Here is a 22124-nt window from a genome sequence, read left to right on the forward strand (position 1 = left end):
ATTTTGGTTTAAATTAGTGATTATTATGAAGATTGCTACTTATAACGTGAATGGTGTAAACGGGCGGCTGCCTGTATTGCTTCGCTGGCTGGAAGAGTCGGCTCCTGATGTGGTGTGCCTGCAGGAACTGAAGGCGCCGCAGGAGAAATTCCCCGAGGAAGCTATTCGCGAGGCTGGTTATCATGCCATCTGGCATGGACAGAAGAGCTGGAATGGAGTAGCCATTCTCTCCCGTCACGAGCCTCCGCAAGAGGTACGCCGCGCCCTGCCGGGTGATGAGGAGGATACACATAGCCGGTACATCGAGGCAACGATCGATGGCATCCTGATCGGCTGTCTTTATTTACCCAATGGCAATCCGGCACCGGGACCCAAGTTCGATTATAAGCTGGGCTGGTTTGAGCGACTGACCGTTCATGCCAAATCTTTACTGGCTAAAAAGCAACCCGTGATCCTTGCGGGCGATTTCAACGTAATGCCTACGGAGCTGGACGTCTATAAACCCGAACGCTGGGTGGATGATGCATTGTTCCGTCCGGAAACGCGCGCTGCTTTTGCCAAGCTGGCCAAGCAGGGCTGGACAGATGCGTTACGCACTTTGTATCCTAACGAGAAGATCTATACGTTCTGGGATTATTTCCGCAATGCTTATGGCCGTGATGCCGGCCTGCGGATCGACCACTTTTTACTGAGCCCACAAATTGAAGGCCGTCTGAAGGCTGCTGGAGTGGACAAGCATGTGCGCGGATGGGAGAAGACGAGCGATCATGCACCGGTGTGGATAGAGGTGAAGTGATGTTGATAAGTTAATAAGTTGACAAGTTAAAAGGGGATACACCGTTTAGGTAATTGGTTGAAAAGGAATACAGCATGCGCTATCATCGAGTATACCACTATACCGTTGTATACCGATTACCTTTAGTATAGCAGCGACAATCCATTCATAATTCTGTATAGCTTGCATTACGATTCCTGCGCAGGAGTTTCAACGCTGTAAAATTATTTATTAACTACTTTACCTCAAATATAGTGAAGAAGATATTGCATGTTACTTCGAGCCCCAGGGGCGAGGAGTCAAACAGCATCAAGCTGGCTAATCGTATCATCGATCAGCTGCAGGTGCGTTACCCAGACAGCTCTCTGAGCATCAACAATACTGTTGAAAGAAATTATATCCATCTGAATGAGATCCATCCTGTTGCCTACCGGCTGCCGGACACAGAGCAAACGCCCAAGCAACGGGACACACTGTATAGCAGTGACCTGGCTGTGCGTGAACTGATGGATGCCGATATCATCGTGATCAGTATCGCTATGTATAATTTTAACATTCCTTCTGCCCTGAAAGCATGGGTGGACCACGTGGTGCGCGCCGGCAAAACGTTCAGTTATGCCACCGGTAAACCGGAAGGGTTGCTGCAGAACAAAAAAGTGTACCTCGCCATCGCTTCCAGCGGTGTGTATTCAGACGGGCCAATGAAGCCTTTTGACTTTGGTGAGCCTTACCTGCGTTTCATTCTTGGTTTTATGGGAATTACTGATATTACTACTTACCGTGTAGAAGGGGCTGGTATTCCCGGCATTATGGAGCATTCGCTGGAAAAGGGATTGGAGAGTGTGGCGGTGTAAGCTGGTTGATGGGTTAACAAGTTGATAGGTTTAAAAGGGAATACACTGTTGAGTCGAATTAGTTGAGAAGGGAAGATCCCTGTAGGCGGTTGACGGGGATCAAGCAATTGCCTGTTTTTTGAAAAAAGTTGTAGAAGCTTTGGTACAAAAAGCCGATTTACCTGTTATAATAAAAAGGATAAGGTTTAATGGTTAACGAATTTGATTAGTTAAGCCCCGTATTTCTATACGGGGCTTTGTTTATTAAAGGGCACAAGCACGCTCTACACGAATCTGCGCCGCATGCTTGCGCCAGCTAACAGCCAGCACACATGGCTATAGAGATTGAGCTCAGGTATGAAGATTAATAAATGCCTGACAATATGCTTTGATCTCATCACGCACTTCTCTAAACTGCTGCATGATGGCCGGAGCTGTACCTGAAGCTTTGGCCGGATCGGTGAAATTGTGGTGAAATTTTTCAGCCCTGGCGGGAAAGTAAGGGCAGCGCTCTTTTGCATTATCACATACCGTAATCACAAAGTCGAAATCAATATCCCGGTATTCGTTGATGATGTTGGAAGTATGTGCTGATATATCGATGCCATCTTCCTTCATGATCTCTATCGCCTTTGGGTTAACTCCGTGAGCTTCGACTCCCGCACTGTATATTTCTGCATTACCTTCAGCAAAATGTTTTAAATAGCCTTCGGCCATTTGGCTGCGGCAACTGTTTCCTGTGCAGAGTACTAATATCTTTTTCATTTATTTTAATACTTCTTATTAATTGCAGCAATCAGTGCCACAACAGCTTGTTTCTTTGGTTGGTTTTTCTGCATAGACGGTAATGCTATAGATGCCCGTGTTGCCATTCCTGAATTGGGTTATTTCTTCCTTCGAGAGGTAGCCTGATAAAATATCATCGGGGATGTTGATCGCTTTTTCTTTCTGAATGGTGATGTTGGTGAACCCGTTTGTTTCGATCAGTTCGAGGTAGACTTGCTTTTGTATGGCGCCGGATACGCAACCGGCATACATTTCAGCGGCCTTTTGGATAGTGGCAGGCAGGTTGCCTTCCAGCACAATATCGGAGATACTGAAATGGGCACCGGGTTTGAGCACGCGGTAGATGTCTTTGATTACGCCGTCTTTATTGGGCACCAGGTTCAATACGCAGTTACTTACAATAACATCAGCCACGTTGGCTGATACCGGCATGTTCTCTATATCTCCCTGCCGGAACTCTACATTGTGGAAGCCTAATTTCTCTGCATTCTCCCGGGCTTTGGTGATCATGGCTGGCGTGAAGTCTATCCCAATTACTTTTCCCATCTCACCGGTTTCTGCTCTTGCGATAAAGGCGTCGTTGCCGGCACCCGAACCCAGATCAATGACCACATCGCCTTTTTTGATCTTAGCAAACTGGGTAGGCAAGCCGCAACCCAGCCCCAGATCAGCATCGGGATTGTAGCCCTCCAACGTGGTGTAATCATCCGTCATAATGTTGGCTGTTTCAATAGAACAGCAACCGGAGCCACAGCAAGAGGCTGCATTTTCGGTTTTGTCTTGTAAGGCAATGTCACTGTATTTCTGCCTTACCATTTCTTTGATTTGTTCTGTTGTTTGCATGGCTTTACTATTTATTGTATTATCGCAATATTGCGATCAATTAGTGCAAAAAAAATGCTCAGCAGCATTTGTCTTTGTTTACGTAGGATACAAAAAAGGTATCGAAGGCTGTGCGGTATTGATTCCAAACTTTAGGATCTATGCAATAGCAAACACTTGTTCCCTCAATGGTTCCTTGTATCAGTCCGGCCGTTTTAAGTTCTTTCAGGTGCTGGCTGATGGTGGCCTGAGCAAGGCCCAGCTCTTCTACCAGATCACCACAAACGCACGCCTGTGACTTGACGAGGTGCTGGATGATGGCAATGCGGGCGGGATGCGCCAATGCCTTCATCATTTGTGCGAGCTTGTTCTGCTTATCTGTAAATATTTCCGATTTCGTGAGGCCCATATCTATCGCAATATTACGATACATTATGAAACTTCAAAAATTATTTTCTGTAGACGGCTTGTAGTTCGGGCCAAAGGCCCGGAAATAGAACTGCGAGGCTTGCAGCCTCGCAGAGCGTTAAAGCGTTTATTCGCAATACATTATTTATGGAGCATTGCCCTTTTCTTACTCGCCTTTGGGTTCCCACAACTCAATGATGTTTCCTTCGGGATCAAGGATGTGCACGAATTTACCGTAGTCGTATTCTGAAATCTCATCCACAATAGTGACGTTGTTCTGTTTTAGTTCCTCTACCAGGGCGACGATGTTCTCTACCCGGTAATTGACCATAAATGGCTTGGTGGAAGGATTGAAGTATTTGGTGGTTGACGGGAACGTGCACCAAGCTGTGGAGCCTTTTTTCTCCGGGTCATCGGCCTGCCGCCATTCAAAGGTTGCGCCGTATTCGCTGGTAGCTATACCCAGGTTTTTGGCGTACCAGTCGTTCATTTCTTTTGGATTGTCGCATTTGAAGAATACGCCGCCGAGTCCCGTTACTTTTTTCATGTTTACCGTGTTAGAGGATTAAGAAAGTGATAAGACCAATATCCAATTATTTTTGGATATAACCTTATGTGTTAACAAATCTTCTATTCAAGGGAGTTCCGGAACCAGCGTTTTTGGCATTTTTAAACGGCTACTACAAACTCGGTTAGTTGTCTTTTTTGCTGGAGCGACTTTTTATCGAATGCAAACAACTTGTTGACCAGTTTCAGCATTTTGTTGTAGCCGTGTTGCTTGCGCACAAAGTAGGCTGCGCCTTCATTGAGCATTTTTTCGACGAGGATAATGTTTTCTGAATTGGAAAAGACGATCACCGGCAGGGATTGTAATTGCTCGCTGGCCTTTATTTCCCGAAGGCAGGTGAGGCCATCTTTTTTGGGCATATTGATATCGAGGAACAATGCATCGGGCAATTGCTTTGCCGCCTTCAGAAAGTCCATTAATTCGACCCCATCATTTACGGTGTGCAGGGTCAATTTGAGCCCCAGGTCTTTAACAATATCGCGGAATAGCATTCGGTCATCGGCATCATCGTCTGCCAGTAATACATGCTGTAGTGTATTCATGTGAAAAGTAATTGCGGTTGATTTGTTTGCTTTTTAATCTATTTCAAAATACCATGCCAGTTCAATGTATGTATGGTCTTTTGTTTCAGCCATCCCTGCAGACAAATCAATAACGGGAATATTGCAAAAAGGTTGATGCAGTAATCTGTCGAAACAGAAATGATACCTGCACAGAAGCAAAAACTCCTGTATGCAATTGATCTTTTATCTGTTTGCTGGCCCATACTATGATACTTTAAAAAATAATGCCGAAAATCATGCATGTTCTATTTATCTGCTTTAACTAATTGTTATGGCAAATAATAAGCAAAACACTGTAAGAAGGATGATATCCGGGTGGATAGTACGATTCAAGTGAGGCAGAATATCTACACCAAACAGTAAAGAAGTTTAGTTTCATTTGTTTGTTCCGGAAATGTGTTATTAGCATACATTTGTTCGTAAGGGAAAACACCACTCTGTAACAATCGATGAATCATCAGTTGGAGCCTGCTTTTGCTGCGGATGTAGAGAATATTCAACAGCTGGATATTGTGCCTTCGATCCTTGAATTAATCTGCCGTACCACGGGTATGGGTTTTTCGGCAGTTGCCCGCGTGACCGAGCAACGATGGATTGCCTGCGCAGTGCATGACGAGCTCAACTTTGGGCTGGCGCCAGGTGGCGAACTGGCGATCGAGACAACTATCTGCAACGAGATCCGCGGACATGGGCAACCCGTAGTGATCGACGAGGTACGCTCGGATGAAGCTTATTGTAATCACCCTACGCCTAAGCTATATGGGTTTCAGAGTTATATTTCCATTCCCATTTTCTTAAAGAACGGTCAGTTCTTCGGCACGTTGTGCGCCATCGATCCCAAGCCGCTTTCGTTGAAGGCGTCGAAGATGGTCACCCTATTCAAGCTTTTTGCGGATCTCATCGCTTATCATCTTCAGTCGAGGGAAGCGACACTGCAGCAAAAAGACCTGCTGACCAAGACGCAATTACAACTTAGCTCATCGCTGGATGATATCCGGCAATTTTCTTATATCAGTCAGCACACCTTACAGGAGCCGCTACGCAAGCTGCGTGTGTTTTCTGATCTGCTGGCACACGAGGCTACGCTTCCTAATGATGACAAGGTGCGGCAGATTGCCCAAAAGATCAATGGGCTTGCTACCGATTTCAGTAATATGATCTACGGATTGACTGATTTTTCAACGGAGCTGCATGCTGCTGTGGCTTTTGAAATTGTAGATACAAACTGGATCATGGCGGAGGCAGCGAGCAAATTGCGTTTGCTGCTGCAGGAGAAGCATGCGGAGGTCCTTGTAGAGCCTTTGCACCAGGTGCGGGGCGTACGTGGCCAGATCACCCGTGTATTTTATAACTTATTGAATAATGCACTCCGGTTTAGCCGTCCCGGTGTATCTCCTGTAGTGCGGGTCTATTCCAAGGAGCTGACAGTCGATGAGATTACCCGACTGCCTGTTACGCTTAATAATGGCAGTTATTGCGCCATCTGTTTTGAAGATAATGGGCTGGGCATTGCTGCTGCGCACCAGGAAAAGATCTTCGATCTGTTTGTGCGTCTGCACCCCAAGGATGACTACCCCGGCCTGGGTGTAGGTTTATCGCAGGCCAAACGTATTATGCGGCAACATGGGGGAACGATCCTTGTGGATTCGGAACCCGGACAGGGCTCTACTTTCTCGCTGGTGTTTCCTTTAGAAAAATAATTGGGCTAAAGCCCAGAGATGTTAGTGCATAAAGAAACCCGGCTCTTTAGAGCCGGGCAATTCCGTTTGCGTCGATATTTATCAGTTGCTTGTTATTTCGTTGTAGGTGATGCTTTGCTGCGTGGTGAGCGGCAAGATGGAGCTTATTTTTGTACCGAGGTTCAAGCGGTACAGACCGGTTTGATCCCAGATGCCTGTCAGCTCATTGCGCTGGGGTACAAATATCAGGTTATCATGGAGCTTTCCGTATTCGGTCAATGTACTTACGAGTGTCTCCTGACCAGTAGCAGGATTCAGCTTTACGATCTGCCCGATGTAGTTATTGGGATCGGAATAGTTGCCTTTGTAGCTATACAGATTCGACTGGTTGTCTATTACCAGTTCTCTGTATTCGATATCGAGGGCTCCCTGCAACTTAACAGTAGCCGTGTCTTTGGTCGTGAGATTTAGCTTAAATAATGCCTGTGAGCTATTGCCTAATCCTACCACTTCATTAGTAGCTGCGAGGTATACCAGGCTTTCCCAATAGGGATTGTATTCAAATGTTTTGATGGCAATATAAGTTCCGGTTTTGGGATCGATCTTTACCAGTGCATGTTTGTAATGATTGAGGTCGGTAAAATCGCGCTTCACGGCATAGAGGTTGCCATATCTATCTACTACCAGTTCTCCAAAGTCGATGTTCTCACTGACCGTTAACGAGATGCGTATCTTTTGTTTGGTAGCTACATCGATCTTCAATAGCCCTCGCTTCAGGTTCACGCCTATCAGCTCATTGGTGGCCGAGACGTAGACCATATCCTCCATTTTATAATCCTGCGGATCATCCAGTGTGGCAATCACTGTTTCACTGCCATTGGCGGGATCGATGCTTATTACCTGTCGTATGGCGTCTATATTCTGATAGTTATTTTTTACTGCATACAATCTGAATGGAGCAATGATAATGGAACCTACTTCTATGGTTTGGTTGTTGACTGTAACGGTAATTGGTCCTGAAGTGGCATTGGCCGGTATCAATACTTTTAATTCGGTATTACTCGCTACTACTACTGTTGCTGTAACGCCGTTAATCTTTACTGTGTTGTTGGCTATTACGTCGCTAAAGTTTTCTCCTTTGATGAATAATGTGTCACCAGGTTTGGCTGCTGCTATAGCAAGGGGCTCAGTGGTGGGTGGTGGCGGCGGTGTGCCGGCTTCATCTTTTTTACAGGCTGCAAACAGGGAAAGGGATACGAGAAAAATCAATAAGGGTTTGCGGTTCATACAGGGGTATTGAATGAAATAATAGGGATTTGGACAGTAAATGTGCCCAGTAACGGTGATGGAGAATGGCTTATTGCCTGTGGCTGAGTTTTTAATCCAACTCTAATTGCATTAGGGATTATTGTTATGTTGACAGGCTAAAATTCTCAATGTTCAAAGATGGCGGCGTGGACGCCGTTGATGAGGATGATGGCGTCGAAGCTTTTTTGAGGGTTGAGGACTTGTTTGTCTTTGCCCATGTGGAGAGTGGGTATGCGGCGATCGAAGACTGCGTGTTTTGTTTCGATGAAGGTGGATTTAAATCCTATTGCCGCCAACGCCGCTTCCAGTGACCCTTTGCCTGGTTCTTTTACTATTATTGGCTTGCCGTTGTTTAAAGCGGTTGTTCCATTGATCATATATAATCCTACTGCGTATAGCTGGTCTTTAAAATGTGCGGCGAGGAGTTTACCCATCATCTTCTTATGATTAGGTTTTTTATCGATATGAGTATTGTGTGCCCAGATGATTATTTTTTCGTTGGCATACAGGTTTTCTGCCAGCCAGATAATATTTTTTGCCATGCATGAATCGCGCTGGTCGCCTTCTTCGATACGTGCGTAATAGCTGATGTTGGTAGTTACCATTTGTTTTATCCACTGCTGCAATGGGGATAGCTGTAAGGTTGCCAGTTGGTTGTTCAATGTTGCAAAGGCTGTAGAGAGGCTATCTTTCAGTGAAAGGAACAGGCGGGGTTGTGTAAGGTTTTCAGCTATGCGACTGTCAAGTTTCAGCAGGGTATTTTTAATGGCAGGCTGGTCGCTGAATGCCTGGGTATAAAGTAAAGCCGGATACGGCGATCTCACATATTGTGGATCGAAACCACCCAGCTGCATGTTGTTCTTTCTACTATAATCGAATAAGCGGGCTACCGTGGCGGTGTTCCAGAAGGATTGGAGGCTGTTGCGGACAACTTCATTGGCTGGCGTATTGGTTGCGAGGTTCCCATAAGCTGTATTTGTCATAGGGCTTTCGAACAGAAGGACTTTGAAGCCGAGTTTTTCATGCAGGTATTGTATGAGCTGTAGCTTTGTTTGGCTGTATTCTTCGGTGCCGTGGCTGCTTTCGCCGAGCAGGACAATGCGTTTGTTTTGCAGCATGGTATCGAGGAAGGAGAAACCTTTGAAGTCGGGGGCTGTTGTGTTTATTTCTTTGGCGTGTTGTTGTATGGTGGTGGAGAGATTATCTTGTGCGGTTGCTGTAAAGTGGATTATGAATGTGATTAATATGAGGGTTAAGCGCATAATGGGTTGATGGGTTAGCAAGTTAATACGTTGCTCGGGAAAAAATGGTTGGGATACAAGCTTACTTTTTTGCGTGGCACGCTGGACTTTTATCACTTCTTTTTTGGCAATGGCTTTGGCCTTTTTCATCGCCCTGCGATGTAGTCACTTTCTTTGCCTTGATGCAAAGAAAGTAACCAAAGAAAAATCAAGTCAGGCCCGATCGCTCCGCGCGGCCTGACAGGCCAACGCCTCTCCATTGCACAACATGCATTACTGATTACGAACAGCAAGACACATTAAGTATAACATCCTTTACTTGTTACAAGCACCCGATCTCTCAGGTGTAACGACATGCTTTTTTTGAAATGCTCCATGTTCAATTCCCAATACTCAATGTTGGTTGCGGTATTCTTTGGGAGAGACGCCGGTGCGGTTCTTAAATAGTTTGGTGAAGTGGGAAGGGTGCTCGAAGCCGAGATCGTAAGCGATCTCGCTGATTGATTTTTCAGTGCTCCATAGCATGGCCTTGGCTTTGTCGACCAGCTTTAGATGGATGTGCTCCTGGGTGGTTTTACCGGTATATTTGTTGAGGAGATCAGACAGGTAATTGCCTGACAGGTTGAGCCGGGAAGCAAAGTATTTTACGTCGGGAAGGCGTGCTTCGATCAGAGTTTCCTGGTTGAAATAATCGCTTAGCAGTTTGTCAAACTCCTGCACAATATCGTTGCTGGCTTTTACTCTTGTAAGGAACTGCCGGCCATAGAAGCGCTCACAATAGGCAAAGAATAGTTCGAGGTTACTAAGGATCAGGTTGTAGGAATGGGTGTCGATATTGTTGCCGATCTCGCGCTGGATATTGCGCAAGCAGTCTTCGAGGGTATTTTTCTCATCGTCTGAAATGTGCAGTGCTTCGTTGTTATCATATCCAAAAAAGGAGAACTCCTTCAATTTGCGTCCCTTAGTACTTGCGTTGAGAAAATCAGGATGGATGTAAAGCCCCCACCCTTCAATGATCTGGCTGTTTATGTCGGGGACTAATACCTGGTGGGGCGCAGTCAACATCAATGAGCCTTCGGAAAAGTCGTAGGTAGTTCGTCCATACCCGAAAATACCTTTGAGTATTTTGCACGACGCCGTATACATATCCAATCTATATTGAACACCCGCTTTCCGGTGAGAGCGATCGACCTTCGCCAGATCGACCACCGATATCAGCGGGTGCTTTGGTTTCTCGTACCGGAAGAATTCATGTAATGCGGTAATCGACTTTATATCCATGTATTCCATGGGTGCATTTTACTGTTAAGTTAACATGTTTACAGGTACATTCCTCCGGATGCTTCTATTACCTGGGCTGTTACCCATTGGGCATCATCAGAACAAAGGAAGGCCACTACTCCACCGATGTCATCCGGCTGTCCTACTCTTGCGAGGGCTGTTACAGATTTGATGTGTTCCTGTATTTGGGGGCTTGCTTTCAAACGTCCGCCACTGAAGTCGGTAGCGATAGCACCGGGTGCTACTACGTTGGCTCTGATGCCACGGCTGCCTAATTCCTGAGCGAGGTAGCGGGTGAGGGTTTGTACAGCTGCTTTCATGCTGGCATAGGTGCCGCTGCCTGCGTGTACAAAACGCGTGAGCCCTGTAGAAAGGTTGACGATGGAGCCGCCATTATTGATGAGGCGTAATAGCTTTTGGGTAAGGAAGAATACGCCTTTGTAGTGTACATTCATCAGGTCGTCGAACATTTCTTCGGTGGTTGCTTCGAAGGATGGGATCACATAGTTGAAGCCGGCATTATTGACCAGGTAATCGAACTTGTCTGCATTGAAATGACTTTTCAACACGTTGCTTAATTCAGTTACAAATGCAGGGAAAGATGATACATTGCCTGTGTCCAGTTTCAGGGCTGCTGCTTTTTGACCAAGAGCTTCGATTGCTGCTACTACATTTTTGGCTTCTTCTTCGCTGGTCTTATAGGTGAAGATGATGTCGCTGCCTTTTTGTGCAAGCCTTATCACCATATCTTTTCCGAGTCCGCGGCTGCCGCCGGTTACCAGTGCGATCTTTGTTTGTTGTGCTTGTGTATTCATATCATTTATTTTATAACTCAAAGCTACTACCGGACAGAGCGGTCGCATTTATACCTTTCACGACAAGAATTATACATTTCTCTGATAATGGAAAAAAGGGCCTATTTTCAAGGCATGGGCATGAGTAACAAAACGACTGGCTTGGTTTGTATTGGCATTGTATTGTTGATCTGGGGCAGTGCTTTTTCGATCACCAAGGTGGCCGTAGATGTGGTTCCTCCTTTCCTGCTGGCTTTCCTCCGTAATCTTGTGGCTTCTCTCATCTTATTGCCGATGTATTTGTTGCGCAGAAAAAAGCGACCGCAGGCGGGTGTACCTTTCTCCAAAATCATCTTGTTGGGGCTTACCGGTGTCACGTTATTTTATACTTTCTTCAACTGGGCATTGGTCTATACATCTGCTGCGGCAGGGGCGCTGATCCAGGGGATCATGCCTGTGGCTGTTGCGCTGCCAGCTGTATTTTTCCTTAAAGAGAAGCTAAGCAAGCGAATGATTGCAGGCATCATCTTATCGGTAGCTGGTGTGTTCCTGATCGGCTTTATCCATACGCCTTCCAACTCTGGTAATCCTATTTTAGGTAACTTCCTCATGGTCTTATCTGTTTTTGCGTGGGCGGGTTATACAGTGCTTGCCAAAAGTGTTCATCATGCCGACCCGTTGGTAGTGCCTGCACTCAGTACTATCGCCGGAACTATTTTTCTACTACCCCTTCCTATTGTTGAATTGTGGGGACAGCCTTTTCCCACTATTCCCGGCAAGGCATGGGCTGCTATTATTTATCTCGGTGCTTTTTCTTCGGCGCTGAGTTATATCCTGTATAATATCGCTTTGAAAAAATTATCTGCCACACAGGTTGGGAACTTCCTCAATCTCGATCCTGTGATCGGGGCTACTATTGCGGTGATCTTCCTGAAGGACCATATTACGAACTGGCAAATTGCCGGCGCTGTGCTGGTGATTGGGGGGATATGGTTGAGTATGGAGAGAGAGGTTGACAGGTTGAAAAGTTGATAGGTTGAAAAGGTGAAATGTACAAGTAATTCCCTAATAGATATACATCTGCCCGATTGGAAGGCTTTAGCTTTGTACTCACTGGCCCGATTGTCTAACCGGGGTGTTAATTCGTCCAATTCACGGGATTGTGTTTACGGGGCGGCCTAGCAGCCGCCATCTTTGCTGTATCAAATCACTCAAAAAACACAATCATGAACTTAAGAACAGCAAAGATCATCTACTGGGCAGGCATTGTTTTAACTTCTTTATGGTTCGGAACCAGCGGTGTTTGTGAACTGACCAAAAATGCGCTGGTATGGGACATCACTTTACAACTGGGCTATCCTGCTCACTTCATTTATATCCTTGGGGTTGCAAAGCTGGCCGGCGTAGCCGTGCTGCTGACGCCTAACAGGTTGCTGAGGTTGAAGGAATGGGTTTTCGCCGGTGTATTTTTCGATATCATTTTCGCCTTCTTCTCCAAACTGAGTGTGCTTGGCTTTGCAGCCACCACCGACGCCATCGTTGCTTTTATCATGGTATCTGTAACGTATGTCATGTTCAGGAAGCTCTATACGGCCCCTACTCATGCTTTGGCTACCGCGTAAGAAACAATCATCCTCCAACTACTTAACTAAAATATTATGTCGCTCAATATTGCTATCATCAGTCGTCGTCTTTTATTCACCCTTTTCATACTTGCTGCGGCGTTACTTGGTAATGTGTATTCTGTAAATGCTCAATCTACTAACATGTCTTCTTCTTTCGATCAAATTAAACAAGTAAAAGCGGGTGTACTCGACATTGGGTATGCCGAGGTTGGTCCGGCCAATGGCAAGCCTGTTATCCTGCTGCATGGCTGGCCGTATGATATCAATAGCTATAAAGAATCTTCATTGTTACTTGCGGCGAAGGGCTACCGGGTGCTGGCTCCTTATCTGCGCGGTTATGGTACGACGCGCTTCCTTGAAGCTGCCACGCCACGCAACGGTCAACAATCGGCGCTTGCGGTGGACGTGATCGATTTCATGAATGCTTTGAAGATCGAGAAGGCTATTATTGGCGGCTTCGACTGGGGTGCGCGTACTGCTGATATTGTTGCTGCACTGTGGCCAGAGCGTGTTGTTGCACTGGTAAGTGTGAGCGGCTACCTGATCGGAAGTCAGCAAGCGAACAAAAAGCCGCTGCCTCCCAAAGCGGAGTTGTCCTGGTGGTACCAGTTTTACTTTGCTACCGAACGGGGTGCAGCGGGTTATGAAGCTAACCGCCGTGACTTTGCGAAACTCATCTGGCAAACGGCTTCTCCTGAATGGAAGTTTACGGATGCTGTGTTTGCACAATCTGCCGCAGCTTTCGACAACCCTGATCATGTGGCCATCACTATCGATAATTACCGCTGGCGCCTGGGGCTTTCTACCGGTGAAGCCAAATATGATGAGCTTGAAAAGAAGTTAGCTACCGGTCCGGTTATTACAGTGCCCGCTGTAACGCTGGAGGGCGATGCCAATGGTGCGCCGCACCCTGCACCTGCTGATTATGCCGCCAGGTTCAAGGGCAAGTATGTGCATCATACGCTTACCGGTGGCATTGGTCATAATCTTCCGCAGGAAGCGCCGAAGGCATTTGCGGAGGCGATTGTTGAAGCTGCTGGGTTTGCGAAATAGCAAGCTTCGAACTCCCGCATTGGCGGGACAAGTTGTGAGCTGCGAGCCTCTTGTTGTAAGAGGCTTTTGCTTTTGAAGGGAAGGTAATGAGGCAAAGGCATTGAGGCATCAGATCAGTTCAATTTGTTCGTTGGGGTTGAGGTTTTGTGTTGCTACGTCTGTAGCATCGCGGTTGTAGAGTTCTTTGTATATCTGCCGGATAAGGTTGTTTACTGTTATAGCGTCTATTTTTCCGCCGGGGTAAGCGGGCAGGATCATCAGGATCATTTCTGTTGTAGCGTCTCCCTGCAAAGCAGGCAGTATATATCTAACGTTCTTTAATTCTTTGGCGCCATTCTTTTTGTAAAAGATAATACGTCTTTGTCTCTCTTCTTTGTTGTCTCCGTAACCGGGATGTTCTGCTTCTATGATATAGTATTTTCCCTGCTTCCGGGCCATGGCCTGCAGGTGTTGTAAAAAGCGGGAGCCGATGTTCTGCCCTCTGCTGGCAGCACTGGTGGCCATGTAATCGAGCAGGATAAAACGGGTATTCTGTAACGGCCATAACAAGGCCATGAAAACTACTTCGTTTTCGTTGTGTGCTACGTAGAGCTGGTTATGACCTGCTGCCACGCGCGCAGTAATCACCTCCAGCGGGTGGCGCTCGTTGGCTGGGAAGGCACATTCATAAATATCCAGGGCGGCTTTGAATGGTGCCTGTTCAATATCTGTTATTTGTATGAATTCCACTTTGCAACTTTACTAAAAAGTTATTTAATCCGGGAAAATGGGGTGTAAGCGTCCCCGTATTTTACACTCTACCTATAATTTCTTATATTTCGCTATTACTATCTATACCCGGACGTATGAACCTTAGACTGCTGCGTTTTCTTTGTCTTCTCTTCCTCCTGTTAACGAAGTGCGGGTATTCGTTTTCGCAATATTATATCAATACCATTGCAGGCAGTGGGTATAATGGCAGTACGGGTGATGGAGGCATAGCCGTGTGTGCCGGTATCCCCTATCCCTCCGGTGTGGGTGTCGACAGCAAAGGCAATGTGTATATCGCTTCCTCTAACCGTATCCGGAAGATCGATATCAATGGCACCATTACCACTATAGCGGGTTCGGACGCCTCGGGTTATAATGGCGATAATATTCCCGCAAAGGATGCTGTGCTGAAGTTTCCCTTTGCCATTTGTGTAGACAAAAATGATAATATCTTTTTTACTGAATATAGTGGATCGCGCGTACGAAAAATAAATACAGCGGGTATCATCACCACCGTTGCCGGTAACGGTACCAATGGCTACAGTGGTGATGGTGGACCGGCTACCAGTGCCAATTTATATACTCCCTGGGGATTGACGCTTGATGACGACGGGAATATTTATATCGCTGACCATTACAACTCGGTGGTGAGAAAAGTAGATGCTGCTACCGGCATTATCAAAACTATTGCCGGCAATGGAACTGCGGGACATAGTGGTGATGGCGGACCGGCTACCAGCGCCCGTGTTGCCTACCCGGCGGCAGTGGCCGTGGACCAGGCCCGGAATGTTTATTTCATTGAAGTGTGGGGTGGCGTTACTTCAAGGATAAGAAAAGTAGATGCCGTTACCGGTATTATTTCCACCATTGCCGGGAGTAATGTGTATGGGTATAGTGGTGATGGCGGTCCTGCTGTGAATGCCAATCTTTTTGATCCGTCTTCTCTCACGATCGACAAGAACGGGAATATCATTCTTGTCGAATATGATCAGGCGAGGATCCGGCGAATCGATGCGGCAACCGGCATCATCAATACGATCGGGCTGAATGGCATGAGTGGGTTTTCCGGTGATGGCGGTCCTGCACTGAGCGCCAGTGGATATAACCCCATGCAAATAACCATCGATGCGAATGGTAACATCTATTTTGCAGACAACTTTAATCATCGCGTCAGAAAGCTCTCAACAGGGGCTCCGCCTGCTCCTCCTTCTGCTCCGAAGGTCACCATCTCGACGCCTACTGCTAATCCCTGCGTGGGGACTAACATCGTTTTTACGGCCCAGGTTACCAGTGCCGGCACAAATGAGGTCTATCGCTGGTATGTGAACGGTGTAGAGCAGTCTGTTCATGCCAGTAGCTTTTCATCGAGCTCGTTGCGCAACGGTGATATCGTCATGTGTACTTACACTTCGCAGACCTGTGCCGGCAACAGTACCACTGCTACCAGCAATACTATCACTGTGGCACTTTCAAACAGCCAAGTTCCGGTGATCACGCTGTCTGCTGAACCGCTCAGGGCCTGCCCGGGGGAACCGATTGAAATCACCGCTCAATCTGTCTACACAGGCGCCATGCAATACAGCTGGTTCCGGAATGGTGAGCCTGTAGATAATCATACAACCATTTATCAATACAGGATTGGTTCAACGACCGATCGTATCTACTGTGCCGTGACCACTAATCAAACCTGCAATCCCGGCCCGTTCCGCTCGGACACGCTGGAGATACAACCTTTCCCGGTTCCACGGGTGAGTATACGTGCTACCGATACGGCGGTATCGCCCGGTACGATCGTTGGACTGGCGGCGCAGGTTACAGGCAACTATACCAATATATCCTGGACACCTGCTTCTTTACTCAACGGTAATAGTGCATTGGCTGTAAGCACCAAGCCGCTGTTCTCTTCTTCCGATTTCGGTATTACGCTGACTACCATTGATGGCTGCTCTGTTATGGCTGAGGCCAAGATCAAGGTAATCAAGAAACTGGCTATGCCGAATGCTTTTTCTCCGAACCGGGATCACAAAAACGATGTTTTCCGTATTCCGCCTGATGTAACGCTCGTATTGAAAGAGTTTGTGGTGTATGGCCGCTGGGGCAATAAAATATTCTCGACCACCGACATCACAAAGGGGTGGGACGGAGGCGATTATCCATCGGGCAATTATGTGTACATGATCACAGGAACTGAAGAGGGTAAGTCTGTAGCTTATAAAGGCAGCTTTCTGCTGGTGAGGTAGAATTGCTTATTTTTGCAGGATGACCGATTGGATAACCGTTACCAGAAAAGAAGACTTTTTCTCGCTCCTGGAAGACTCTACTGAAAAGACTCAGATCATATTTAAAGACAGCCTTACCTGTGGCATCAGTGCGCATGCCAAGCACAGGTTGCAAGAGGGTTACTCTTTGCTTCAAGGGAAAGCTGATTTTCATTATCTCGACCTACTGACTTACCGGCCTATTTCGAACCTGATCGCGCAGGAGCTGCATGTGACGCATCAGTCGCCGCAGATCATTGTGGTGAAGGATAAAAAGGCTGTGTATACTACTTCGCATCATGCGATCAACCCTGCGGTGATTGCGCAGCATTTGTAGGTTATTCTGTTTTGATCTCCTTCAATAACTGCTCTTTAAATTCTTTTTTATTGGGTGTTATGAACTGGGTGGAGATCAATTTTCCGGCGGGATCATACAATAGATATCTCGGTACGGAACTTATTTCCAGTATTTTCAACAGCTTATTGCCGGGGCCTTGTTCAAGGCGGAAATTGTAGGGATTGTTGTATACACCTTCGTCTTTACTGGCTGCAACCCAGTCATCTACTTTATCGTTCTCATCGATGCTGACGGATATAAATTTGATATTCTTGCCAGCGAAATCGGGCAAGAGCTTTTTCAAATATGGCATTTGCAAACGGCAAGGGCCGCACCAGCTTGCCCAAAAGTCGACAAAAAGGTAACTGCCTTTCTGTGACTTTATAAAATCGAAATAGTTAATGGTTGTTCCTTTAACATCTTTCATATCGGCCACAGCCTGCAGTACTTTGTTTTCGCGCAACGCTATTTTTGATTTTAACAAGGAGTCATACCGAGGGTCTTCGATGCCGGTCTTTTTTATTTGTGTTATATAGCCCTTCAACTGATCGAGATCTCCCTTGTAACTGGCATGTAACCTGTTGAGCAGATAGGAACGGTATAACTCTGTCTGTGCTATTTTCTGATCTGCTTTGAGACAATAATCCCAAATGTTCTTAGCGGGCTTTTCTGCTCCGTATGTACGATAGGTAATGATATCATACACGCAAGGGTAGGTAAATGAAGATTGCAGGGCTGCAAATTTTGCAAGATTATTCTCAAACTCCGTATAGCAGCTATCAAGTATTTTTTTACCGGCAGGGATAGCTGCCTGTTCTTTGGGTATATCCATTACACCTCTTGCTTTCATGAGGTAATTGAAGTTGTGCAAGGCTTCCGTCAACTGTTTATTTTTCTGCAACTTAACGATCTTTCGTCCATTGTCTTCGTACCGTTGTTGTATCTCCTTTATCATTCCTGCCAGCCCTTTGGTTTGTAGTTCTTTGTTGATGGCTGGGAAACCCGGAAAGTACAGATTGGTCAGGTCCAGGACAGAATCGAGGTAGCCGAGGTTGTGACTGCCATATACAAAATGCCGGCCATTCTGATCGAGTACCACGCTATCGCCGGGCAGGACGAGGAGGCTACCTACCGTGGTGGTGAATGTTTTTGTATCGTCGTTGAAATGGGCATTGGCGTAATGTATATGCCAGGGCTTTTTTATGGCAAATCGCTTTTTAACAGTGGTGTCCGTGCGGGCGGGGCTGCGGAAAGAAACAGGGGTATAAGCCTGGTCTTCGTCGATCGCGTTGAATATTATTTCGCTGATTCCGTTGAACCGGACAGCTATTACTGTTTTGGGTGGTTCAGGCGTTTGCGCAGAAACGCGGAGAGCAGCAAGCAGCAGGAGGAATGACCATTTCATGCGCGTAAGATACAGGAATGGCTAATTTCCATAACGGCTATCAATAAATATTATTTCCTGGCTATATTTCGCCTTTCAAAGACTTGACTATCACTTCGCTTTTGCTGTTGACCTGTAGTTTGCGGTAGATGTTTTTGATGTGCTGACGGACAGTTTCGAGGGTGATGCCGAGGCGAACGGCAATCATTTTATAGCTGAGCCCATCGACCATGGCGGTGATGACCTGCTGTTCTTTGGCGGTGAGGGGTTCGTTATAAGTTCTTTTGGGTGCAAAGTAATCAACCACCTTACGGGCAATGATGGGCGACATGACCGAGCCGCCTTTGTGGATGATCTGAATACAGTTCAGTATTTCTTCGAGGGCCGTATCTTTTTGGAGGTAACCAACTGCACCGGCGCAGAGGGCTTTGAAGATGCGTTCGTTGTCCATGTATACGGAAAGTATGACGACCGATGCATCCGGGTATTTGCGTTTGATGCCTGGTATGCCTTCGATACCTGACTGGCCGGGCAGGCCAATGTCGGTGAGCACTATGTCCAACTGTTCTACCTGTTGTGCCTGGTTGAAGAAGTCTTCTACGGAGGCGGCGACAATATTGCATTGTATGTCTTCGCAACCGGCAAAGAATGCGGCGAGGTGGCGGCGCACCAATTCATCATCTTCTATTATTGCCAGGTTGATCATTGTAGTATTTTAAAGATACTGTTACTGTTTCACATCTCCTATCCCATACAAGGGGGATAATTATACAGGCACTTTCAACAGGATAGTCACTCCTTTGTCTGAAACAATGTCAAAGGTAGCTTTCAAGCGGTCGGCGCGTAACTGCATGTTGTAGAGGCCGTGGCCGTTGTTGAACTTCTTTTCTTTCAGCCCTATGCCATCGTCTTTTATCTGCATGACGAAATACCCGCTTTCTTTTTGTATGTCTACCTGCACACGGGTGGCGCCGGCGTGCTTGACCACGTTGTTGATAGCTTCTTTAAATATCAGGTATACGTTCTGACGGAACTCCATGGGCAGCTTTTCGTTGTCGGAAATGCCTGTATGGTTCAGCTCGAAGTCGATATTGGCGGGGGTGAGCATGTTGTGCAGGTGTTCCTGCATGTACTGGATCATGCCGCCCATCGTATCGTTGCGGGCATCGATGCTCCAGACCACATCTTTCATGGTGGAGATGGCCCCGCGGCTGATGCCTGAGATGGCGCCCAATTGTTCTGCCATGTTCGTGGCAGCCGCATCGCGCTTGCCTGCATCGGCCAGCACCGTGATGCGCACGAGGGAGCTACCTACATCATCATGGAGATCGCTGGCTATGCGGGTACGCAGGTATTGTATCTTTTTTACCTGGCGGATGCGGTAGCGTACGACCAGCCAGGCAATGACAGCAATGGCCATTATCAGTAATGCCATGAACCAAATCGTTCTGTAAAATACCTGCTTCACCTGTATGTAGATCGTCAGTTCGTTGATGCTACCTGATCCGCCGCCTGTGTTGCCTTTTATCTTCAATGTATACTTACCGGGTGACAGGCCGCTGAAGGAAACAAAGTGCTGGTTGCCGAGGGGATGCCATACATCGTCTACTCCGTGAAGTTGATAGAAGTAGCGGTTGCCCGCCGGATCGTATTGATCGGACAGCATGAAATGGAAGGAGAAGTATTTATCGCCGGGGGCTATTACCGCATTGGTAAATGATTGCAGGTTGAAGATGGAATCGATGGTGATCCCGTCCCGGTCGATCTTGCTGAAACGGGTGAGGGCCATCGTAACCGGACGAACTGTCGTGAATACTTTTGCGGGATCGAACTGCATGTAGCCGTTCAGGCCACCGACGATCATTTTTCCGTTGGACAATTTGCAGAGGGCTTTGCGGTTGAACTCGTCGGTGTTCAATCCATCTTTTGCATAGAAGTTCGTGAACTGTCCCGTTTGCCGGTTCAGGTAGCTCAATCCTGCGTAGGTAGTGATCCAGCAATTGTGTTTGTTATCGAACAGTAATCCGCACACCGTGTTATTGCTCAGTCCGTCTTTGTTGGTATATTGTTTTACTTCCCTGGTGTATATATTGTACCGGATCACTCCTCCCCCGGCTGTACTGATCCAGCATGTGCTGTCGTCATCGAAGGTGATATCGTTGATGCCAAAATCAAGTACGCGATGCACGGACTCTTTCTTCACTTCTCTCGTGCGTGTATTCACTTTGTATAACCCATTGGCTGTTCCTGTCCAGAGGTAGCCACCTTTTATGGCGATGCTCCAGCATGGCAGTTCATCGAAGGGCATGTTGCCGGATGGATCACGAAACGGCTGCATGGCGCCGATAGCCGGATCGAAAGTGTAGAGATTGTGCAGCCCGGCCGTCCAGAACAAATGGCCATCATTGGCAATGGTGAACTGGTTAATGCTTTTGAGTCTTTCTTTTTCTCCGCCCGGCGCGAAGTAAATATCGAGCATGCCGGTTTGTATGTTGTAGCGGCTGATGCCATATCCTACCATCCACAAATAGTCCTGTCCATCGTACCACATATCATAGATGTATCCAATATCGTAGCGACCATCGAGGCGAAGGTGGGTGGCGTTGTTGACCACTGGCAGCGCATCGACTGCAGGAGCACCGAAAACGGACAAGGCAATAGTAGTGTCCCTGCCCGTGGCTGTGCGCGTGTGCTTCAGGAATCCGTAATTCTCTGTGCCGGCATAGAGGTTATTGTAGCGATCGGCAATGATGCGGCGGCAACGGACGTTCTTCAGTTCACTGCCCTGCAGACTGAATGAGAGGTTGGTGAATGGTGCTTCCCGGTTTGCCAGTTTGATAATGCCATTATCGGTGCCTGCCCAGATCGTATTGTTGTTATCCTTGTAGAGGCAAAAAACAATCGAGGCTTTTATCATTGTGAGCAGGCTGCTGTAATCGGTGACCTGCCGTTGCTGTATGTTGTATTTCACCAGTCCTCCTCTGTCATTGCCCTGCCATACGTTTCCAGTGGCATCTACGCAGTGGGCGGCGCGCAGGTGAAGGTTTGGGCCGCTGACCGTATAAGGGTTTTTTAACCAGCTTTCATATTGTTGTGATGTATTGTTCCAACTGCCGATGCCGTAACTGGAAATGCCCCAGGTATGTTGTTGTGGATCAATGTACATTTTGGAGTAGTCGTTCAGCTTCAGCGCCGGATCGCCGATTTGTGAACGGCCATTCTGTGAATTCCTTTTTACCAGTATTGTTGGATGATCCAGGTAGGATAACCACAACTGCTGGTCGTTTATTTCGGTGATGGCCACCATTACATTGTTTTCCTGTACCAAGCTGCTGTCGATGTGTACGGGGCTGAAGTTTTGAGCATCTGTAAACTCAACAAGCCACTTTTCACTCATTACATAGATATGGCCATTTCGTAATGTTTGTATCGAGCGGATGGGGCCTGCGGGTAATGATGAAGGAACTGTATCACGGTGAATGTATTGGCGGATCGTATTGGTGCAAGGGTCGAGGATGTTGAGACCATTCTCTGTGCCGATCCAAATCAACCCTTTTGCATCCTGCATGATGGTAGTGACTGAGCTGTTGCTGAGGGCAGGTTGGCTTAGTATGCTGTATTGGATAAAGAAGGTGCCGTCGTAGCGGTTCAAGCCACCG

21 protein-coding genes are annotated in these 22124 nt (G+C 47.0%); 8 read left to right on the forward strand and 13 right to left on the reverse strand.

All coding sequences use genetic code 11. From position 1 onward, the window contains the following. The first annotated feature begins 25 nt into the window (after window positions 1–25). Window positions 26–796, forward strand: a complete 771-nt coding sequence (gene xth, locus AC5JBY_RS24840) for an exodeoxyribonuclease III (RefSeq protein WP_495907370.1) — start codon at window positions 26–28, stop codon at window positions 794–796. A 233-nt stretch (window positions 797–1029) separates the two neighbouring features. Further along, a complete protein-coding gene (locus AC5JBY_RS24845; RefSeq protein WP_495907371.1) occupies window positions 1030–1629 on the forward strand; it encodes an FMN-dependent NADH-azoreductase in 600 nt (199 codons plus the stop codon). A gap of 330 nt (window positions 1630–1959) precedes the next feature. Here AC5JBY_RS24845 and AC5JBY_RS24850 read toward each other — a convergent pair whose 3' ends face one another. The 5 genes from AC5JBY_RS24850 to AC5JBY_RS24870 all read right to left on the reverse strand — a co-directional run bounded on the left by AC5JBY_RS24850 (window position 1960) and on the right by AC5JBY_RS24870 (window position 4734). Beyond that, a complete protein-coding gene (locus tag AC5JBY_RS24850; protein ID WP_495907372.1) occupies window positions 1960–2373 on the reverse strand; it encodes an arsenate reductase ArsC in 414 nt (137 codons plus the stop codon). A gap of 18 nt (window positions 2374–2391) precedes the next feature. Beyond that, on the reverse strand, window positions 2392–3237 hold the full coding sequence (locus AC5JBY_RS24855; protein ID WP_495907373.1) for an arsenite methyltransferase: 846 nt from the start codon (window positions 3235–3237) through the stop codon (window positions 2392–2394). 58 nt (window positions 3238–3295) lie between these two features. Beyond that, a complete protein-coding gene (locus AC5JBY_RS24860; RefSeq protein WP_495907374.1) occupies window positions 3296–3649 on the reverse strand; it encodes an ArsR/SmtB family transcription factor in 354 nt (117 codons plus the stop codon). A gap of 141 nt (window positions 3650–3790) precedes the next feature. Further along, entirely contained in the window at window positions 3791–4171 is a 381-nt protein-coding gene (locus AC5JBY_RS24865) for a VOC family protein (protein ID WP_495907375.1), read from the reverse strand. Window positions 4172–4293: 122 nt separating this feature from the next. Beyond that, on the reverse strand, window positions 4294–4734 hold the full coding sequence (locus tag AC5JBY_RS24870) for a response regulator (RefSeq protein WP_495907376.1): 441 nt from the start codon (window positions 4732–4734) through the stop codon (window positions 4294–4296). Between the two features lie 470 nt (window positions 4735–5204). On the opposite strand from AC5JBY_RS24870, the gene AC5JBY_RS24875 reads away from it, so the two are divergent. Further along, a complete protein-coding gene (locus AC5JBY_RS24875) occupies window positions 5205–6455 on the forward strand; it encodes a sensor histidine kinase (protein ID WP_495907377.1) in 1251 nt (416 codons plus the stop codon). An 81-nt stretch (window positions 6456–6536) separates the two neighbouring features. On the opposite strand, the gene AC5JBY_RS24880 is transcribed toward AC5JBY_RS24875, so the two are convergent. The 4 genes from AC5JBY_RS24880 to AC5JBY_RS24895 form a co-directional block, all read right to left on the reverse strand. Continuing rightward, window positions 6537–7721: an IPT/TIG domain-containing protein gene (locus AC5JBY_RS24880; protein ID WP_495907378.1), complete on the reverse strand. Its 1185-nt coding sequence runs from the start codon at window positions 7719–7721 to the stop codon at window positions 6537–6539. Between the two features lie 146 nt (window positions 7722–7867). Continuing rightward, window positions 7868–9004 carry an erythromycin esterase family protein gene (locus AC5JBY_RS24885; protein WP_495907379.1) on the reverse strand — a complete coding sequence of 379 codons (1137 nt, stop codon included), beginning with the start codon at window positions 9002–9004 and terminating at the stop codon, window positions 7868–7870. 372 nt (window positions 9005–9376) lie between these two features. Further along, on the reverse strand, window positions 9377–10273 hold the full coding sequence (locus AC5JBY_RS24890) for a helix-turn-helix domain-containing protein (protein WP_495907380.1): 897 nt from the start codon (window positions 10271–10273) through the stop codon (window positions 9377–9379). Between the two features lie 29 nt (window positions 10274–10302). Further along, complete coding sequence (locus AC5JBY_RS24895) at window positions 10303–11079, reverse strand: SDR family NAD(P)-dependent oxidoreductase (protein WP_495907381.1); 777 nt, start codon at window positions 11077–11079, stop codon at window positions 10303–10305. A gap of 120 nt (window positions 11080–11199) precedes the next feature. On the opposite strand from AC5JBY_RS24895, the gene AC5JBY_RS24900 reads away from it, so the two are divergent. From AC5JBY_RS24900 to AC5JBY_RS24910, 3 genes are all read left to right on the forward strand, one after another. Next, window positions 11200–12090 carry a DMT family transporter gene (locus tag AC5JBY_RS24900; RefSeq protein ID WP_495907382.1) on the forward strand — a complete coding sequence of 297 codons (891 nt, stop codon included), beginning with the start codon at window positions 11200–11202 and terminating at the stop codon, window positions 12088–12090. Between the two features lie 194 nt (window positions 12091–12284). Further along, window positions 12285–12680, forward strand: a complete 396-nt coding sequence (locus AC5JBY_RS24905; RefSeq protein WP_495907383.1) for a DoxX family protein — start codon at window positions 12285–12287, stop codon at window positions 12678–12680. A gap of 36 nt (window positions 12681–12716) precedes the next feature. Next, window positions 12717–13736, forward strand: coding sequence for an alpha/beta fold hydrolase (locus AC5JBY_RS24910; RefSeq protein ID WP_495907384.1), 1020 nt, complete (start codon window positions 12717–12719; stop codon window positions 13734–13736). Between the two features lie 108 nt (window positions 13737–13844). On the opposite strand, the gene AC5JBY_RS24915 is transcribed toward AC5JBY_RS24910, so the two are convergent. Beyond that, window positions 13845–14465, reverse strand: coding sequence for a GNAT family N-acetyltransferase (locus AC5JBY_RS24915; protein ID WP_495907385.1), 621 nt, complete (start codon window positions 14463–14465; stop codon window positions 13845–13847). A gap of 116 nt (window positions 14466–14581) precedes the next feature. Between AC5JBY_RS24915 and AC5JBY_RS24920 the strand changes: the two genes are divergently transcribed. Together AC5JBY_RS24920 and ytxJ are read left to right on the forward strand one after the other, a co-directional pair. Next, window positions 14582–16726, forward strand: a complete 2145-nt coding sequence (locus tag AC5JBY_RS24920; protein WP_495907386.1) for an NHL domain-containing protein — start codon at window positions 14582–14584, stop codon at window positions 16724–16726. 19 nt (window positions 16727–16745) lie between these two features. Continuing rightward, window positions 16746–17081 carry a bacillithiol system redox-active protein YtxJ gene (gene ytxJ, locus AC5JBY_RS24925; RefSeq protein ID WP_495907387.1) on the forward strand — a complete coding sequence of 112 codons (336 nt, stop codon included), beginning with the start codon at window positions 16746–16748 and terminating at the stop codon, window positions 17079–17081. 1 nt (window position 17082) lies between these two features. On the opposite strand, the gene AC5JBY_RS24930 is transcribed toward ytxJ, so the two are convergent. The 3 genes from AC5JBY_RS24930 to AC5JBY_RS24940 form a co-directional block, all read right to left on the reverse strand. Further along, a complete protein-coding gene (locus AC5JBY_RS24930; RefSeq protein WP_495907388.1) occupies window positions 17083–18486 on the reverse strand; it encodes a TlpA family protein disulfide reductase in 1404 nt (467 codons plus the stop codon). 61 nt (window positions 18487–18547) lie between these two features. Beyond that, window positions 18548–19171 carry a response regulator gene (locus tag AC5JBY_RS24935; RefSeq protein WP_495907389.1) on the reverse strand — a complete coding sequence of 208 codons (624 nt, stop codon included), beginning with the start codon at window positions 19169–19171 and terminating at the stop codon, window positions 18548–18550. Window positions 19172–19231: 60 nt separating this feature from the next. Then, window positions 19232–22117, reverse strand: coding sequence for a sensor histidine kinase (locus AC5JBY_RS24940; RefSeq protein WP_495907390.1), 2886 nt, complete (start codon window positions 22115–22117; stop codon window positions 19232–19234). Between the last annotated feature and the right edge of the window lie 7 nt (window positions 22118–22124).

The sequence above is a fragment of the Paraflavitalea sp. genome (genome assembly GCF_059502485.1).

Coding starts and splice junctions, on each gene's coding strand:
- AC5JBY_RS24890 (WP_495907380.1), bottom strand. CDS start 10,273: ATGGAATACATGGATATAAAGTCGATTACCGCATTACATGAATTCTTC.
- AC5JBY_RS24870 (WP_495907376.1), bottom strand. CDS start 4,734: ATGAATACACTACAGCATGTATTACTGGCAGACGATGATGCCGATGAC.
- AC5JBY_RS24910 (WP_495907384.1), top strand. CDS start 12,717: ATGTCGCTCAATATTGCTATCATCAGTCGTCGTCTTTTATTCACCCTT.
- AC5JBY_RS24885 (WP_495907379.1), bottom strand. CDS start 9,004: ATGCGCTTAACCCTCATATTAATCACATTCATAATCCACTTTACAGCA.
- AC5JBY_RS24930 (WP_495907388.1), bottom strand. CDS start 18,486: ATGAAATGGTCATTCCTCCTGCTGCTTGCTGCTCTCCGCGTTTCTGCG.
- AC5JBY_RS24935 (WP_495907389.1), bottom strand. CDS start 19,171: ATGATCAACCTGGCAATAATAGAAGATGATGAATTGGTGCGCCGCCAC.
- AC5JBY_RS24920 (WP_495907386.1), top strand. CDS start 14,582: ATGAACCTTAGACTGCTGCGTTTTCTTTGTCTTCTCTTCCTCCTGTTA.
- AC5JBY_RS24895 (WP_495907381.1), bottom strand. CDS start 11,079: ATGAATACACAAGCACAACAAACAAAGATCGCACTGGTAACCGGCGGC.
- AC5JBY_RS24860 (WP_495907374.1), bottom strand. CDS start 3,649: ATGTATCGTAATATTGCGATAGATATGGGCCTCACGAAATCGGAAATA.
- AC5JBY_RS24875 (WP_495907377.1), top strand. CDS start 5,205: ATGAATCATCAGTTGGAGCCTGCTTTTGCTGCGGATGTAGAGAATATT.
- AC5JBY_RS24850 (WP_495907372.1), bottom strand. CDS start 2,373: ATGAAAAAGATATTAGTACTCTGCACAGGAAACAGTTGCCGCAGCCAA.
- AC5JBY_RS24900 (WP_495907382.1), top strand. CDS start 11,200: ATGAGTAACAAAACGACTGGCTTGGTTTGTATTGGCATTGTATTGTTG.
- AC5JBY_RS24855 (WP_495907373.1), bottom strand. CDS start 3,237: ATGCAAACAACAGAACAAATCAAAGAAATGGTAAGGCAGAAATACAGT.
- xth (WP_495907370.1), top strand. CDS start 26: ATGAAGATTGCTACTTATAACGTGAATGGTGTAAACGGGCGGCTGCCT.
- AC5JBY_RS24905 (WP_495907383.1), top strand. CDS start 12,285: ATGAACTTAAGAACAGCAAAGATCATCTACTGGGCAGGCATTGTTTTA.
- AC5JBY_RS24880 (WP_495907378.1), bottom strand. CDS start 7,721: ATGAACCGCAAACCCTTATTGATTTTTCTCGTATCCCTTTCCCTGTTT.
- ytxJ (WP_495907387.1), top strand. CDS start 16,746: ATGACCGATTGGATAACCGTTACCAGAAAAGAAGACTTTTTCTCGCTC.
- AC5JBY_RS24865 (WP_495907375.1), bottom strand. CDS start 4,171: ATGAAAAAAGTAACGGGACTCGGCGGCGTATTCTTCAAATGCGACAAT.